The sequence below is a fragment of the Stenotrophomonas sp. YJH_SMC_135 genome, from assembly GCF_059372355.1.
Map to the genome: position 1 here is coordinate 526,763 of NZ_JCAFVN010000002.1, position 15,755 is coordinate 542,517.

Sequence of the window (15,755 nt, forward strand, 5' to 3'; positions counted from 1 at the left end):
GTCCACCATGAAGTCCCGTGCCGCCGTCGCCTTTGGTCCCGGCCAGCCGCTGCAGATCGTCGAGATCGACGTCGCCCCGCCGAAGAAGGGCGAAGTGCTGGTGAAGATCACCCACACCGGTGTCTGCCACACCGATGCGTTCACGCTGTCCGGCGATGATCCGGAAGGCCTGTTCCCGGTGGTGCTGGGCCATGAAGGCGCCGGCATCGTGGTTGAAGTGGGCGAGGGCGTGACCAGCGTCAAGCCGGGCGACCACGTGATTCCGCTGTACACCGCCGAGTGCGGCGAGTGCCTGTTCTGCAAGAGCGGCAAGACCAACCTGTGCGTGGCCGTGCGCGCGACCCAGGGCAAGGGCGTGATGCCCGATGGCACCAGCCGCTTCAGCTACAACGGTGAGCCGCTGTACCACTACATGGGTTGCTCGACCTTCAGCGAGTACACCGTGGTGGCCGAAGTGTCGCTGGCGAAGATCAATCCGGAAGCAAACCCGGAACACGTCTGCCTGCTCGGCTGCGGCGTCACCACCGGCATCGGCGCGGTGCACAACACCGCCAAGGTGCAGGAAGGCGACAGCGTGGCGGTGTTCGGCCTCGGCGGCATCGGCCTGGCGGTGATCCAGGGCGCGCGCCAGGCCAAGGCCGGCCGCATCATCGCGGTGGACACCAATCCGTCCAAGTTCGAACTGGCGCGCGAATTCGGCGCCACCGACTGCATCAACCCGAAGGATTTCGATAAGCCGATCCAGCAGGTCATCGTCGAGATGACGACCTGGGGCGTGGACCACAGCTTCGAGTGCATCGGCAACGTCAACGTGATGCGCGCGGCGCTGGAATGCGCGCACCGTGGCTGGGGCCAGAGCGTGGTGATCGGCGTGGCCGGTTCGGGCCAGGAGATCTCCACCCGTCCGTTCCAGCTGGTGACCGGCCGCAAGTGGATGGGCACCGCCTTCGGTGGCGTGAAGGGCCGCAGCCAGCTGCCGGGCATGGTCGAGGATGCGATGAAGGGCGATATCGAACTGGCCCCGTTCGTCACCCACACCATGGACCTGGACAAGATCAACGACGCCTTCGACCTGATGCATGAAGGCAAGTCGATCCGTTCGGTGGTCCACTACTGAGCCGCGGCGTGGGCTGGTTCGACGCCCTGCGCAGGCCGCGTGCGAAGGATCCGCGCGCGGCCCTGGTCGACCCGATCGAGCAGGCGCTGCGCGCGCTGGGCTGGGTCGAGGGCGGCGTGGGTCCACCGCGCGTGGTGGACTCGCCCTTCGGCATTGATGAAATGCCGTTCGAGCACTGGCTGGCACAGGTATTCCTGCCGCGCCTGCACGAAGCCCGCGCCGACGGCCTGTGGCCACCGCGCAGCGACGTGGCGGTCGCGGCGTATCGCAACCTGGACGGCCAGCCTGGCGTCGAATCGTTGCTGCGCCTGCTGGCACAGCTGGATGAACTGATCAACCAAGGCGTCCACGCCGGGCGTGGATAAGCCGACCAAGGTCGGCATCTACCAGAAGCACGCGTGCGCTGACGCGCCGCGCAGGAGAGCACCATGGAACGCATTGAACACCGCGCCTGTTTTGGCGGTTGGCAGGATGTCTACCGCCATCATTCGACCACGCTGGGCTGCGACATGCAGTTCGCCGTGTACCTGCCGCCGCAGGCGGAAACGCAGACGCTGCCGGTGCTGTACTGGCTGAGCGGACTGACCTGCACCGAGCAGAATTTCATCACCAAGGCGGGCGCGCAGCGCTATGCGGCCGAACACGGCGTGATCATTGTCGCGCCTGATACCAGCCCGCGCGGTGATGACGTGGCCGATGCCGAAGGCTACGACCTGGGCAAGGGCGCAGGGTTCTACCTCAACGCCACCCGTGCACCGTGGGCGAAGCACTTCCGCATGCATGACTATGTAGTGCAGGAGTTGCCGGCGCTGATCGAAGCGGAGTTCCCGGCGACCGGCGCACGCGCCATCAGCGGGCACTCGATGGGCGGCCACGGTGCGCTGGTGATCGCGCTGCGCAATCCGGGGCGCTACCGCAGCGTGTCGGCGTTCTCGCCGATCGTCGCGCCCAGCCATGTTCCGTGGGGGCAGAAGGCCTTCCACGCCTACCTTGGCGACAACCCGGCCGACTGGGCGCAATGGGACGCCTGCGCATTGATTGCCGCGGCCAGCGAGCGCCTGCCGTTGCTGATCGACCAGGGCGAGGCGGACGAGTTCCTGCAGACCCAGCTGCAGCCGCAGCGCCTGCAGGAGGCCTGCGCCGCTGCCGGCCATCCGCTGACCCTGCGCCTGCAGCCCGGCTACGACCACAGCTACTACTTCATTGGCAGCTTCATCGGCGAGCACATCGCCCACCACGCCCGCGCCCTGCACGGCTGAGCCCCCGGGAAAAAGGGGACGGAGGGGATTAAGTCGCATTTGCCGCTGTGCCGCAAACGACTTAATCCCCTCCGTCCCCTTTTTCAGCGATGGATCACACCCTCGTGGCGCCGCCCCGCGCTATCGTGCGCGTAGACGGCCTTGCGGATCGGGGGATGCATGCCGGTAGTGCTGGCGCTGCTGTATGTGCTGTGCCATGGCCTGGTGCTGGCCTTGTGGCCTGGTCCGGCCGGGGTAGGCTCCTTCGTTTTCCTGACCGGTGCCCCGTTGCTGGCGGCGGCCGCCTGCCTGTGGCGGGCCCGCCGCGACCGCGCGGCACTGGGGTGGCGCGCCACGGCATTGGCGCTGCTGCTGTGGGCCGGCGGCATGGCGTTCAACATGATCGACGCCCTGGGCGCCGGGCGTGCCGATTTCACCCCGCGCGCAAGCCTGTTCCTTTACGTGCTCTACGGTGTGCCCCTGGTGTTCATCCTGGCCAGGGCGCGCCGGGAACGGGTCAGCATCAGCCTGATCGATGCGGCCATGGCGGCGCTGCTGGGCGTGCTGTTCTTCGTGCACGCGCAGTCGTTCGCCGCCCGCGTTGACATCGACGACCACGCGTTGTCCAACATGCAACGCATGTTCGATATCCAGAACCTGTGCATCGCCGTGTTCGCGGTGGTGCGCTGGCTGGCCGGCGACGTTCCCGAGCGGCGTACCTTTTTCCGCGCGCTGGCAATGTATGCGGCGACCTACCTGTTGGTGGCGTATTACATCAACCACTACACCTCCGGTGATGCGTTCGGTGCCTATGCCGATCTGCTGATCGATCTGCCGTTCCTGCTGCTGGCGCTGCTCGCACTCAGCCAGGCACCGGCGCGGGTCCTGACGCCGCATCCGCGGATGGCGCGCACGGTGCAGGCGGCGGGCCCGATGATCCTGCCGCTGCTGCTGCTGGTGGTGGGCACCCTGGTGGTCGACCATGCCCGGCCCCTGGCCGTGAGCGGTTTCGTGGTGGCGACGCTGGGGTTCGGCCTGCGCAGCATCCTGCTGCAGGTGGACCTGATGGAACGGCAGGCCTCGCTGGACCAGTTGGCGCGCCAGGATGGCCTGACAGGCGTGGCCAACCGGCGCGAGTTCGACGCGCTGCTGCTGGCCGAGTGGAACCGCGCACGGCGCAGTGGCACCGAGCTGGGCCTGCTGCTGTTGGATATCGATCATTTCAAGGCCTTCAACGACCGCCACGGCCATCCCGCCGGCGACCGCTGCCTGCAGGCCGTGGCAGCGGTACTGAAGGCGAGCGCCGGTCGCGCCGGTGACAGCGTCGCACGTTATGGCGGCGAGGAATTTGCGGTGATCGTGCCCGGAAGCGCGCTGTCGGGCGTTCTGGCGCTGGCCGAGCGCCTGCGCCAGGCGGTGGAAGCGCTGCCGTTGCCGGAAGGATCGGTCAGTATCAGCATCGGCGTGGGTTACCTGCATCCGCCGGCTCTGGCCAGTGCCGATCAGTTGCTGGCAGACGCCGATGCCGGCCTGTATGCCGCCAAGCGGGCTGGCCGCAACCAGGTGATCCTGCATGCGCACGTGCTGGATGACGAGGGCAGCACGCACGGAACGATGGACTGCTGAGCAGCTCTCTGCATGCGATCACACGGGGGGCGCGACGGCTTATCGCTGCCGCAACCAGCCGGTCGGTTCGAGCAGCCTCAGCCCGACCGGGGACAATGAGCGCTGCCGCAACGGCAGGTTTGCCGCCTGCACGGCCATTGCACAGCGCGCCAGCTGCCGGCGCAACGGTGCCAGCGTGTCGTCTTCGCGGGGCCGCGCATGCCGCCATTGTGCGATGCGCAGCAGGCAGACCAGCAGGTCCAGTTCACTGGCGGCAATGAAGGGGGAGCCGGCGGGCAACAGGTCGATCGGTGCCGCCGGCGCGGCCAGCAGCGGCAGCAGGCCGATGAAGGCGTCGCAGCCCTCCTGGCCAAGCCCGAGTCCGCTCAGCTGGGCAAGGCCATCGGCCTGCAGATCGGGGTCGCGCAATTGCCGTATCGCGCCCAGCAGCGCCTGTTCGCCCCGGCCGAACTGTCGACCGAAGGCGCGGTAGTTAACCCGGGTGGGAAACAAGGGGGAACGGGAGGCCATGGTGGCTAGGGCTGTGGGTCGCGGGTTTCCACCAGCACCGGACAGGGCGCGTGGTCGATGGTCCATTGCCCGATCGAGGGTTCGAACAGGCGTTCCAGCCGGGACAGGTGGCGATGGCCGATCACGATCAGGTCGCACTTCAGGCGCCGGGCCTGCTCGCTGATCACTTCGCCGGGATCGCCGGAGGGGATCTGCGCGATGGCATCGACGCCGCGCTCGCGCAGTTCGGCCAGGGCTTCGGCCAATACTGCCTCGGCGCGGGAGCGCTGGCGGGCGGCTTCCGGATACTCGGTGCGATCGGCTTCGCTGGCATCGGCCGCCAGCGCGAATTCGGGGTCGAGCACGCACAGCAGGTGCAGGCGGCTGTGGGGGCCGGCGATGGCGGCGGCCAGGTCCAGCACGCGTGCGTGCTGGGGGCCACCATCCAGGGCGACCAGCAGGGTAGTGAACATGGATGTCTCCTTGGCAGGACGGGGATGGTCGCCGATGTCACCGCGCGCACCCATGCCGTGCGCGGCAGTCAATGAATGCGTCGAACGCAACCCACGGTGGTTGCAAGTGCCGTAGAGTCATCTGATTTACTGGAGACTGTCATGCCCCTGCCGGACCTGAACCTGTTGCTGGCACTGGACGTGCTGATTGACGAATGCAGCGTGGCCGCCGCCGCGCGCCGCATGAACCTGAGCGCGCCGGCGATGAGCCGCACCCTGGGCCGGATCCGCACTGCGCTGGGTGACCCGGTGCTGGTGCGTGCCGGCCGCGGTCTGGCGCCCACGCCCCGCGCGCTGCAGCTGCGCGAGCAGGTCCGCGATGTGATCGAGCAGGCCCACCGCGTCTTCAACGCTGGTCGTGAAGTGGACATGCGCGTGCTCGAGCGAACCTTCAGCGTGCGCGCCAATGATGTCTTCATCGGTGGATTTGGCGGTCGCCTGCGCGAGATCTTCCGCCAGCAGGCACCGCGCGCGGTGCTGCGCTTCGTGCCCGAGGGCGATACCGACGATGATGCGATGGCGCAGGGCCGGATCGACCTGTACATCAGCACCGCCGGCAAGCATGCGCCCGATACCAAGGTGCAGAACCTGTTCAGTACCTCGTTCATGGGCGCCGCGCGCGAGGACCATCCACTGTTCGACGAGGAGATCAGTGCAGAGCGCTTTGCCGCGTGCGACCACATCGCGGTGTCGCGCCGTGGCCTGCCGCGTGGGCCGATCGATGATGACCTGGCCACGCTCGGCCTGCAGCGCCGCGTGGCGCTGATCAGCCCGACCTTCCACGGTGCGATCTTCGCGGCGGCCGAATCAGACCTGATCCTGCCGCAGATGCCAAGCGTGATGCTGGAGCGGATCGTCAGCATGCGCCTGCCGCTGCGCCTGTTCCCGCTGCCGATCCCGGTGCGTACCGCGGCCATCGTGCAGGCCTGGCATCCGCGGCTGGACAACGATGCCGCGCACCAGTGGCTTCGCCGTTCGATCAAGACCATGTGCGAGCGCGTCGAGGACGCCCACCGCTGAGACCCGCAGGCGTGCGCTGGACGCACGCCTGGGATGCCGGCGACGCCATTTTTCACAGGGTACCGGCTCCCTAGACTGCGCTCCCCGGAGTTTCACTGAGCGCATTCCAATGACCCTCAACATGCCGTGCACTGCACGGATCGGCGCCTGGCGATGAGTGCGCCGGCCGCCGCTGTCCCGGCCGCCGCGGCGCCCCGTCCTGCCGCCGCCCCCGGGCTCGATCGCCGCATTCTGGTCGGCCTGTGTGGCGTGCTGCTGGCGGTGCTGGTGTCCGGCTTCAACGAGAACATCACCAAGGTCGCGCTGGCCGACATCCGTGGCGCGATGGGTTTCAGCGTCGACGACGGCAGCTGGATCGTCGCCCTCTACAGCGCGATGTCGGTCAGCGCGATGGCCTTCGCACCGTGGTGTGCCGCCACCTTCTCGCTGCGCCGCTTCGCATTGGCGATGATCGGTGGCTTCATGGTGCTGGGCGTGCTGTGCCCGCTTGCCCCGAACCTGCAGGTGTTCCTGCTGTTGCGCGCGCTGCAGGGTCTGTGCGGTGGCGCGCTGCCGCCGCTGCTGATGAGCGTGGCCCTGCGCTTCCTGCCCCCGGGCATCAAGCTGTATGGCCTGGCCGGCTACGCGCTGACGGCGACGTTCGGCCCAAGCATGGGCACGCCGCTGGCCGCGTTCTGGGTCGAGCAGGTGGGCTGGCACTGGGCGTTCTGGCAGATCGTGCCGTACTGCCTGGCCGCCATGGCGATGGTCGGCTGGGGCCTGCCGCAGGACCCGCTGCGGCTGGAACGCTTCGCCCAGTTCGATGGCGTCGGCCTGCTGCTGGGCCTGCCGGCGCTGGTGCTGCTGGTGCTGGGCCTGGTGCAGGGCCCGCGGCTGAACTGGTTCGACTCGCCGATGATCACGCTGATGATCGGTGGCGGTGCCGGCCTGATGGTGCTGTTCATGATCAATGAATGGTTCCACCCCTTGCCGTTCTTCAAGCTGCAGCTGCTGGCCAACCGCAATCTCAGCTACTCGCTGGTGACGCTGGGCGGCGTGCTGTTCGTGCTGCTGGCGGTGATCTCGATCCCGTCCGGGTTCCTGGCCAGCGTGCAGGGCTACCGGCCGCTGCAGACCGCACCGATGCTGCTGTGGGTGGCGCTGCCGCAGGTGATCGCGCTGCCGCTGGTGGCGGCGCTGCTGAACATTCGCGCGGTGGACTGCCGCTGGGTGCAGGCCACGGGCCTGGCGATGCTGGCGCTGGCCTGCTGGCTGGGCTCGCACCTGGACGTGGCCTGGATCCGCGACAACTTCCTGTGGGTGCAGCTGCTGCAGGTGTTCGCGCAACCGATGGCGGTGCTGCCGCTGCTGATGCTGGCCACCGGCGGCCTGGCGCCGCAGGACGGCCCGTTCGCCTCGGCCTGGTTCAACACGGTCAAGGGCTTCGCTGCGGTGCTCGCCGGTGGCGTACTGGATGCCATCGCCCAAGGCCGCCGTCATTTCCATTCCACCGTGCTGGTCGACCGCCTTGGCGAGCAACCGTGGCTGGCCGATGGCCCGCAGCTGGGCGCGCGCCTGCATGCACAGGTACAGGCGCTGACTTCTGCCGACCTGTACTGGGTGGTCGCACTGGTGGCGCTGGCCTTCATTCCCCTCATTGCCTGGATGCCCACCCGCATCCATCCGCCACGCGCCGTGGCCTGAACCTTTCGCAGGAACCCCTCATGACGATCAATCGAACCACTCTCAACACCGGCCTGGGCCTGGGCGTGCTGGCCCTGGCCATCGGCGCGTGGCTGCTGCTGCGCGATGGCGGTCACCAGACCACCAACAATGCGTACGTGGTGGCCGACTACACCCTGGTAGCGCCGAAGATTGCCGGCTTCGTCAGTGCCGTGGAGGTAGAGGACAACCAGTCGGTGAAGGCCGGCGACGTGCTTGCCCGCATCGACGACCGCGACTACCAGGTGGCATTGCAGGCTGCGCGTGCCGACCTTGCCAATGCCCGTGCACAGCTGGCCAATGCGCAGGCCGCACTGGCCCAGCAGGACTCGCTGATCGCGCAGGCCAGGGCCAGCGTCGATGTCAGCCGTTCCGAACTGACCCTGGCCAGTGCCGACCAGCAGCGTTACCGCGAACTGGCCCGTGATGGCGCCGGTACAGTGCAGAACGCGCAGCAGGCGCAGTCGAAGCAGGCCGTGGCCAGTGCGCATCTGCAGCAGGGCCAGGCCGCACTGTCGACCGCACGCCAGCGCACCGACATCCTCAGCGCGGGCGTGCAGGCTGCACAGGCGGCGGTGCAGCGTGCAGAAGCGGCACAGGCACGCGCCGAACTGGATCTGTCGCACACCGTGCTGCGCGCGCCGATCGATGGCATGGTCGGTCGCCGCGCAGTGCGCGTCGGTGCCTACCTGACCCCGGGTACGCCGGTGGCTGCGGTGGTCCCGCTGAAGCGCGCCTTCGTGGTCGCCAACTTCCAGGAAACGCAGATGACCCGCATGCAGGCCGGCCAGCAGGTCGAACTGAAGGTGGACGTATTCCCGGGCACGCCGCTGCGCGGGCACATCGACAGCATTGCACCAGCCACCGGCGTCACCTTTGCTGCAGTCGCACCAGAGAACGCCACCGGCAACTTCACCAAGGTGGTGCAGCGCATTCCGGTGAAGATCGTGCTGGAGCCGGGCCAGCCGCTGCTGGACCAGCTGCGTGCCGGCATGTCGGTGGAAGCCAGCGTTGACCTGGGCAGCCGCGCGCGTGCGCAGAGCGTGCAGCACGGACCGGGCCACAAGCGCGGGGAGGGCGCATGAGCGCCATTACCGTTTTCCGCACCTTCGTTGCGGCCACCCTGTGCACGGCCCTGGCTGCCTGCGCGATGGGCCCGGACTTCGTACGCCCGCAGGCGGAACTGCCCGGCCACTGGCGGGGTGGGGCTGTCGCCGGCAACGCCATCGATCAGGACGCCGCCTGGTGGGCCGGCTTCGACGATCCGCTGCTGGGGCAGCTGGCCCACCAGGTGCTGGCGGCCAACCTGGACCTGCAGCTGGCCGCCAACCGCGTGCAGCAGAGCCGCACCGCGCGCGGCATCACCGCCGCCGATCACCTGCCCAGCGTCAGCGCGAGCGCCAGTGGCGTGCGTGCACGCAACAGCGAAGTGGGCCTGAATGATCCGTCCGGCAACGGCGGCCGTGATGACTACGGGCTGTTCCACGCCGGTATCGGCCTGGGCTGGGAACTGGACCTGTGGGGCCGCGTGCGGCGCCAGGTGGAAGCGGCCGACGCGCGCGTGCAGATGGCCGAGGAGGATGCACACGCCGTGCGCATCGCGCTGCTGGCGGAAACCGCGCGTGATTACCTGCAGCTGCGTGCGACGCGGCAGCTGCTGGCGATCACCGAGGACAACCTCAGCATCGCGCATGACATCAAACGGCTGACCGAGGCGCGCCAGAAGCAGGGCGTGGCCAGCACGCTGCAGGTGTCCAGCGCGGCCGCGCAGGTGGCTTCGCTGCAGGCGCGCATCGCGCCGCTGCGGCATCGCGAATCGCAGCTGCGCAATGCGCTGGCGTTCCTGCTGGCACAGCCGCCGCAGGCACTGGACGCGCAGCTGCAGGATGTACGCCGTGACTGGCCGGCGTTGCCAGCGGTGGCGGTGGGTCTGCCGAGTGAACTGGCCGAGCGTCGCCCGGACATCCGTCGTGCCGAGGCGGCACTGCATGCGGCAACGGCCGGCATCGGCGTGGCCGAGGCCAGTTTCCTGCCGCGCATCACCTTGAATGGTGACGCAGGCTTCCAGGCCAAGCAGCTGGATGACCTGGATGGCTGGAACGCGCACCGTTTCAGCATCGGGCCGTCGATCAGCCTGCCGATCTTCCAGGGCGGGCGGCTGAAGGCGAACCTCGCGCTGAGCAGGCTGCAGCAGCAACAGTCGGCCCTGCAGTTCCGCCGTACCGTGTTGCAGGCCTGGCATGAGGTGGACGACGCCATGGATGGCTACAGTGCCGAGCAGCAGCGCACGGTGCAGCTGCACGTGGCGGTGGATGAGAGCGAGACGGCACTGGGGGCGGCGCGCCGGCAGTACCAGGCCGGCGTGGTCGACATGCTGGACGTGCTGACCACCCAGCGCATCGCGCTGGACAACCAGGCCGCGCTGGCCAACAGCCAGGCCGCCGCCGCGATCGCGCGGGTGGAGCTGTACCGCGCGCTGGGTGGTGGCTGGTAGCGATAGGGAAACGCCGGGCCATGCCCGGCGGTTCGTCGGTAGTTGCCAACCTTGGTTGGCAGCTTTTTTGGAGCGCCAACCAAGGGTGGCGTCTACCAGAGCCCGTCGTGCGCCGGGCCACGTGCTGTGGACCCGGTGGACGCATCAACGCCGGTCCGCTACCTCGCCGTAAAACCAGTATTCCTGTTCCAGACCGTCATCGTGGTCGGTGGGAGGAATGCTGACCTGCACACCTCGCTCCTCAACGCCTTGGGGTAGGACGAGCTGCCATTCGGCGGAAAGACTGCGCGAGGTGATGGCGGTGACCTGGCCATCCGCTGTCGAGGCGACGTGGCCCTGGAAGTACGCTTCGTCCAGGTAAAGGCAAATCTCGCTGGAGAACATCCCTGGCTGGGCGATGCAGCAGGTTACCCGCACAGTAGCTTGTGAAGCGGGCCGCGACTGGATCAGATTTGCGCAGGCGCTGATGAGCGATTGGGCGCAGGCACGCTGGATTCTCAGGGTGGTGGCCGGCCAGGGTTGGCATCTACCGGAGCAGCCCTCGGAAGCGCCGGGCCATGCCCGGCGGCGCGTCAGTAGTGGCCAACCTTGGTTGGCAGCCGTTTGTGCAAGCGCCAACCAAGGTTGGCGTCTACCAGAGCATGGTCATCGGCACCGGGTCGATCACGACACGGGCACGGTAGCGCCGGGCCATGCCCGGCGGGCGGGTGCCTCAACGCACGTCGCGCAGTTCCCAGTGGCTGCCGGCCAGCAGGCGCAGGCGCTGCTTGAACACGTCACTGTCGATGCGGGTGGTGGCGACCAGGTTGATGCGCAGGTCCTTCTGCTCGCCGGTCACGGTGGCCTCCGGGTCGGTCACGCCCCACTGCGGTTCCACCGCATCCGGGTCGGGCTGCTTGGCCTTCCAGCGTTCGAACAGCGTGCCGCTGCGCAGGGCATCCTGCAGCTCTTCGGCGAAACCGGCGGCGCCCTGCGAATGGAAGGACAGGTCAGGGTCGTTGCCGCGGGCCTTGGACGGATCGGGCAGGCTGATGTGGTACTGCGCAGGCATGGAGTTCTCCTTGAAGTGCGGCAAGGCTGGCACAGTCGGGGTGGAATCGATGTGCAGATTCCTGCCGTGGCCAGCGCTCATTCGAACCGATGCGGCCCATCGGCAAATCCCACGGTGACCGCGCCCTTGCCGACGTTGACCATGCCGGTCAGGCTCATCACCGATTCGTACACGGTCACGCCATGGCCGGCGCAGACCTCTTTCATCTGTGCATAGCCGGGCAGGCTGCGCAGCTCGTCCAGTTCGCCGCCGTAGCTGACGCACACCGTCGGCGTCATCAGCCCGGCACGCACGCGCTGGCCGACCACCGCGAACAGCTTCTGCACGGCGCTGTCGAAGCCCTTGATCTTGGCCACCGGCCCGGTCTCGCCACGGTAGCCGTGCAGCACCGGCTTGATGTCCAGTGCACTGCCCAGTGCCGCGCTGAGCAGGCCGACACTGCGGTCGCCCTTGTGCCGCGCGCGTGCGCGCATGTAGTACAGGTCGCGGGTGATCATGTAGCCGTGCACGTTGCCGGCCAGTTCTTCCAGCCGTTCGCGGATCTGCTGCACGCTGGCGCCACTGTCACGCAGGCGGACAGCCTCCACCGCGGTCACGGCCTGCGCGGCGAACAGGTTCTGGGTATCAAGTACGCGCAGCGCGAACGGCGAGTTGTAGCCCGCTGCCTGCCGCACCGGCTTGTAATCGTTGAGGATGGCGAAGCTGGCCTGCAGCGCGTTGTCGTGGATCGGGCTGCGGGTCTTGGTGATGGTCATGCAGAACACGTGGTCGTAATCGATCACCAGCTGCTGCAGGAACAGGTCGCGGATCTGGTTGACGCTGAAGGGGATGGTTTCCGCTTCAGCGCCATGTTCGGCCACATGCGCGTGCAGGAAGCTCAGGGTGGCCTGCTCATCGCGATGATCGGCCAGCACGGCTTCGCCGATCCGTACGGTGATCGGCAGCAGCACGATGTTGTGCTCGGCAATGAAGTCCTGCGGCAGGTCGCAGGCCGAGTCGACGACGATTCCGATGCGCATCCGCGGCTCCCCCTCCAGGGCGGTTGTAGGTTCGGAAATGTGAAATCTATCTCAAATTCTGGCGTGGCGCGCGAGGGAAACGCGGCACGCCCTGTTCAGCGACTGCGCTGCACGGCCACCGGAAGCTCGGCCAGGCGCTGCCATTCGGGCTGCCGCAGCAGATCCGGGTCGGCCAGCACCGCCGCCATCAGTGGGTGGGCGTCGTTGCCCCAGAACAGTTCGCCATCGATGGCCAGGGTCGGCACGCCGAACACGCCGGTTGCAATGGCGGCCTCGGTGTTCCTCCGCAGCTGCTCCTTGACCGCGGGAGTCGCGATGGCGCTGGCGACATCCTCGATCCCCAGCCGCGCGGCTGGTTCGCGCAGGGCCTCGGCGCTGTCGGCGGCATTGCCGTCGCGCCAGATCCAGTCGAACAGCACGTCCACCGCCTGTGCGCTGCCACCCGCGGCCAGGCACAGGCGCAGGGCAGACAGCGGATTGAACGGGTGGCCCGGCGGGAACCGCAGCGGTGTGCCTTCGGCCTGCGCGGTCCACAGCAGCTGGCGGTAGATGAAGCGGCGCTTGGCCGGAATCTCGGCCGGCCCGAGGTTGCCCAGGTGATGCAGCACGGCACCAAAGGCGATCGGCACCGGCTGGATCCGCGGGAACTCGGGCAGCTGCTTCAGCTTCTGCCAATGCAGGTAGGAGTACGGCGAAACGAAGTCGAAATACCAGCGCAGGGTGGCCATGGTGGTGTCCTTCAATGCGGTCAGGGCTGCGCGTTGCGCAGCAGGTAGCGATCGCGCAGCTCGGTCTGGCGCGAGCGCATCGGCATCGCCCGGCCGCCCAGCCAGACCTGTTCGGCATAGTGCGCCACGTCCAGCGGGTCGCCCTCCCACAGCACCAGGTCGGCACGCTTGCCCGGCTCGATGCTGCCGATCTGGTCGGCCACACCGAACGCCTGCGCCGGCACCCGGGTCAGGCCGGCCAGGCCGTCGGCCCAGGGCAGTCCATTGGCCACGGCATTGCCGGCCAGCTGGCGCATCTTGCGGGCGTTGTGCGAGGCGTCGCCACGCTGCACGAACGAGACCGCCACGCCGGCCCGTTGCAGGCGTGCCGCATTTTCCAGGGTTGCACCGATCTGGTCGAAGCTGGCCGGCAGGTTGGACAGCACGTCGACGAACACCGGCACCTGCGCGGCGGCCAGCTCCGGTGCCAGCTGCCAGGCTTCGCTGCCACCGGCAATGGCGATCTTCACCTTCTCGCGGGCGGCCCAGCGCAGCAGCTGGCGGATGTCCGCCGCACGGTCCACCTCCACCACGATGCGGCCCTGGCCGGCCAGGTAGCGGCCCAGCGTGCGGCGCCCGGCCGGGGTCAGCAGCGCATGCGGTGAGTCCGCGGCGACCTGGCCACGCGCCTCGTCCACCATCTGCTGCAGCAGCATCCATTGCGCCGCACGCGAATGCCCGGTCAGTTCCACTGCGGCCGACCCCAGGCGCAGGAACAGCGCGCGCGGCCCGAGGGGATCGGCGCTGCCGTCCAGCCGCATCACACCGCCCTGGCCAGCGACGAAGCCGCCACCGGTGGCGGCCCCCAGGGCGGTGAAGCCGATGCCGTCCAGGCGCGCCACCGGGATCAGCACCGAGGCCGGGTTGTAGGCCAGGGTGACATCGAATTCGGGGCGCAACGGTTGTTCGCCGATCTTCAGCGTGCTGTCGACCGTGCTCGCTTCACCGGAGACTTCTTCGATGCCGATCTCGGTGATGCCCCCGAACAGCGCGGGTGTCAGCGGGCGGCCATCGGCCTCGACGACGTTGGCCCCGGCCGGTGCGGACAGCCCGTTGCCGACTGCGCGGATGATGCCGCCCTGCACCAGTACATCGGCGTGCTGCAGGCTGCCGCGCGCGCTGGCCGTATGTACGGTGGCGTTGCGGACCAGCAGGTCCTGCGCCTGCGCAGCTGCGGAGAGGCAGACCAGCACCATGACCGTAGCGCCGAGCCAAGCCCGGCGACGCTTGTTCAACGCGCCCATCAGTGCACCTCCTGGCCGAGCTGGAAATCGGAACGCGGCGTCGCTGCCGGCGCACTGCGGTCGTACAGGCGGCGGCCGTCAATGAAGACCTGTTCGGCCAGCGCGTAGGAACCGAAGGGGTTGCCGTTCCACACCACTACGTCGGCCATCTTGCCGGCCTCCAGGGTGCCGGTCTGGCCTTCAATGCCCAGCGCTCTGGCGGCATTGGCCGTCATCCAGGTGATGGCATGTTCGGGCGTGATCTCCGGCATGTGCGCGCGGCGCGCGGCGGCGATCACCTTGGCCGCTTCCTGGTTCAGGCGCTGGATGCCTTCGGGCGAATCGGAATGGACGATGGCGCAGCTGTTCTTCGGCCGGTCGACCAGTGCGATGTTCTCCGGAATGCCATCGAAGGCTTCCATCTTGAAGCCCCACCAGTCGGCCCACAGCGCACCGCAGACGCCGTCGGCGGCCAGCCGGTCGGCCAGCTTGTAGGCCTCCACGCCGTGGTGGAAGGCCGCCACCTTGAAGCCGAATTCCTTGGCCAGGTCGAGCATGGTGGCCATCTCGTCGGCGCGGTAGCAGTGGATGTGCACGCGGATGTCGCCTTCGATCGCGCCGGCCAGCGTGTCCAGCTTGAGATCGCGCTTGCCGCCGGCATCACCGGCGCTGTCGCCCTTGTCGCTGCCGAACCAGCCCTTGCGCTTGGCCGGCTTGGGTTTGTTCTTGGCGATGTAGTCGGCAGCATCGATGAAGGCGGCGCGGTAGCCGGCAACGTTGCCCATCCGCGTGGCTGGGGCGACGTTCTTGCCTTCGCCGTAAACCCGTTTCGGGTTCTCGCCGCAGGCCATTTTCAGCCCCCACGGAGCACCCGGGAATTTCATGGCCTGGTAGGTGATGGCCGGCACGTTCTTCAGGGTCACGCCACGGCCACCGACCAGGTTGGCCGAGCCAGGCAGCACCTGCATGCTGGTCACGCCTCCGGCCAGGGCTGTAGCGAAGCCCGGGTCCTGCGGCCACACCGAGTGCTCGGCCCAGACATTGGCGGTGACCGGTGCGGTCATCTCGTTGCCGTCGCTGTGCGCGCCGACGCCCGGGCTGGGGTACACGCCCAGGTGCGAGTGCACGTCGATCAGGCCCGGGGTGACCCACTTGCCCCGCGCATCGATGCGGGTGACCCCGGCATCGGCCTGCAGCTGGCGGCCCACGGCGACGATGCGGCCCTCGCGCAGCAGCACGTCGGCGTTGTCCAGGCGCTGGCCGGTGCCGGTCAGCACGGTGGCGTTCTGGATCAGCACCGGCGCATCGGGATGCGCCTGGTAGGTGCTGGGGTAGGGATCGGCGACGAAGCGCGAGGCGCCCACCGCCGGTGCCGTGCTCAACGAAACCAGCGCCATCCCAAGAGCGGCGCGCAACACCATCGATGCCATGCAGAGATCCCCAACCCACGCGTGAATCCGCCGACGCTATCCGTCGTCGATACCACTTGCCAAGTGAC

16 protein-coding genes are annotated in these 15,755 nt (G+C 68.2%); 8 read left to right on the forward strand and 8 right to left on the reverse strand.

What is annotated here, in order from left to right; genetic code table 11:
• Positions 1 to 7 precede the first annotated feature (7 nt).
• The 4 genes from AC5P98_RS09010 (at position 8) to AC5P98_RS09025 (ending at position 3,981) form a co-directional block, all read left to right on the forward strand.
• Positions 8 to 1,117, forward strand: coding sequence for an S-(hydroxymethyl)glutathione dehydrogenase/class III alcohol dehydrogenase (locus tag AC5P98_RS09010; RefSeq protein WP_032960685.1), 1,110 nt, complete (start codon positions 8 to 10; stop codon positions 1,115 to 1,117).
• Between the two features lie 8 nt (positions 1,118 to 1,125).
• On the forward strand, positions 1,126 to 1,482 hold the full coding sequence (locus AC5P98_RS09015; protein WP_049408784.1) for a YqcC family protein: 357 nt from the start codon (positions 1,126 to 1,128) through the stop codon (positions 1,480 to 1,482).
• Between the two features lie 63 nt (positions 1,483 to 1,545).
• The gene (fghA, locus tag AC5P98_RS09020; protein WP_049408785.1) at positions 1,546 to 2,376 is read left to right on the forward strand and encodes an S-formylglutathione hydrolase; all 831 of its coding nucleotides are present in this window, start codon (positions 1,546 to 1,548) and stop codon (positions 2,374 to 2,376) included.
• Between the two features lie 159 nt (positions 2,377 to 2,535).
• A complete protein-coding gene (locus AC5P98_RS09025) occupies positions 2,536 to 3,981 on the forward strand; it encodes a GGDEF domain-containing protein (RefSeq protein WP_049408786.1) in 1,446 nt (481 codons plus the stop codon).
• 39 nt (positions 3,982 to 4,020) lie between these two features.
• Here AC5P98_RS09025 and AC5P98_RS09030 read toward each other — a convergent pair whose 3' ends face one another.
• On the reverse strand, positions 4,021 to 4,491 hold the full coding sequence (locus AC5P98_RS09030; RefSeq protein WP_049408787.1) for a hypothetical protein: 471 nt from the start codon (positions 4,489 to 4,491) through the stop codon (positions 4,021 to 4,023).
• 5 nt (positions 4,492 to 4,496) lie between these two features.
• Positions 4,497 to 4,943 (reverse strand): universal stress protein, encoded by a 447-nt coding sequence (locus AC5P98_RS09035; RefSeq protein ID WP_049408788.1) that lies wholly within the window; start codon positions 4,941 to 4,943, stop codon positions 4,497 to 4,499.
• A 141-nt stretch (positions 4,944 to 5,084) separates the two neighbouring features.
• Here AC5P98_RS09035 and AC5P98_RS09040 point away from each other — a divergent pair, with 141 nt between their 5' ends.
• The 4 genes from AC5P98_RS09040 to AC5P98_RS09055 all read left to right on the forward strand — a co-directional run bounded on the left by AC5P98_RS09040 (position 5,085) and on the right by AC5P98_RS09055 (position 10,197).
• Positions 5,085 to 6,002, forward strand: coding sequence for a LysR family transcriptional regulator (locus AC5P98_RS09040; RefSeq protein WP_014648381.1), 918 nt, complete (start codon positions 5,085 to 5,087; stop codon positions 6,000 to 6,002).
• A gap of 153 nt (positions 6,003 to 6,155) precedes the next feature.
• A complete protein-coding gene (locus AC5P98_RS09045) occupies positions 6,156 to 7,685 on the forward strand; it encodes an MFS transporter (RefSeq protein ID WP_014648380.1) in 1,530 nt (509 codons plus the stop codon).
• Between the two features lie 20 nt (positions 7,686 to 7,705).
• On the forward strand, positions 7,706 to 8,788 hold the full coding sequence (locus AC5P98_RS09050) for an HlyD family secretion protein (RefSeq protein WP_049408789.1): 1,083 nt from the start codon (positions 7,706 to 7,708) through the stop codon (positions 8,786 to 8,788).
• The gene (locus AC5P98_RS09055; protein ID WP_049408790.1) at positions 8,785 to 10,197 is read left to right on the forward strand and encodes an efflux transporter outer membrane subunit; all 1,413 of its coding nucleotides are present in this window, start codon (positions 8,785 to 8,787) and stop codon (positions 10,195 to 10,197) included. Before AC5P98_RS09050 ends, AC5P98_RS09055 begins: the two co-directional genes overlap by 4 nt.
• Positions 10,198 to 10,341: 144 nt before the next feature.
• On the opposite strand, the gene AC5P98_RS09060 is transcribed toward AC5P98_RS09055, so the two are convergent.
• The 6 genes from AC5P98_RS09060 to AC5P98_RS09085 all read right to left on the reverse strand — a co-directional run bounded on the left by AC5P98_RS09060 (position 10,342) and on the right by AC5P98_RS09085 (position 15,687).
• Positions 10,342 to 10,815: a DUF3916 domain-containing protein gene (locus tag AC5P98_RS09060; RefSeq protein ID WP_080354568.1), complete on the reverse strand. Its 474-nt coding sequence runs from the start codon at positions 10,813 to 10,815 to the stop codon at positions 10,342 to 10,344.
• A gap of 94 nt (positions 10,816 to 10,909) precedes the next feature.
• A complete protein-coding gene (locus AC5P98_RS09065; RefSeq protein WP_005410998.1) occupies positions 10,910 to 11,248 on the reverse strand; it encodes a hypothetical protein in 339 nt (112 codons plus the stop codon).
• Between the two features lie 77 nt (positions 11,249 to 11,325).
• Positions 11,326 to 12,267, reverse strand: coding sequence for a DegV family protein (locus tag AC5P98_RS09070; RefSeq protein WP_032956590.1), 942 nt, complete (start codon positions 12,265 to 12,267; stop codon positions 11,326 to 11,328).
• A gap of 95 nt (positions 12,268 to 12,362) precedes the next feature.
• Positions 12,363 to 12,995, reverse strand: coding sequence for a 2-hydroxychromene-2-carboxylate isomerase (locus tag AC5P98_RS09075; RefSeq protein ID WP_032956588.1), 633 nt, complete (start codon positions 12,993 to 12,995; stop codon positions 12,363 to 12,365).
• 20 nt (positions 12,996 to 13,015) lie between these two features.
• Positions 13,016 to 14,278: an amidohydrolase family protein gene (locus AC5P98_RS09080; protein ID WP_053495765.1), complete on the reverse strand. Its 1,263-nt coding sequence runs from the start codon at positions 14,276 to 14,278 to the stop codon at positions 13,016 to 13,018.
• The gene (locus tag AC5P98_RS09085) at positions 14,278 to 15,687 is read right to left on the reverse strand and encodes an amidohydrolase (protein WP_049405624.1); all 1,410 of its coding nucleotides are present in this window, start codon (positions 15,685 to 15,687) and stop codon (positions 14,278 to 14,280) included. Before AC5P98_RS09085 ends, AC5P98_RS09080 begins: the two co-directional genes overlap by 1 nt.
• Between the last annotated feature and the right edge of the window lie 68 nt (positions 15,688 to 15,755).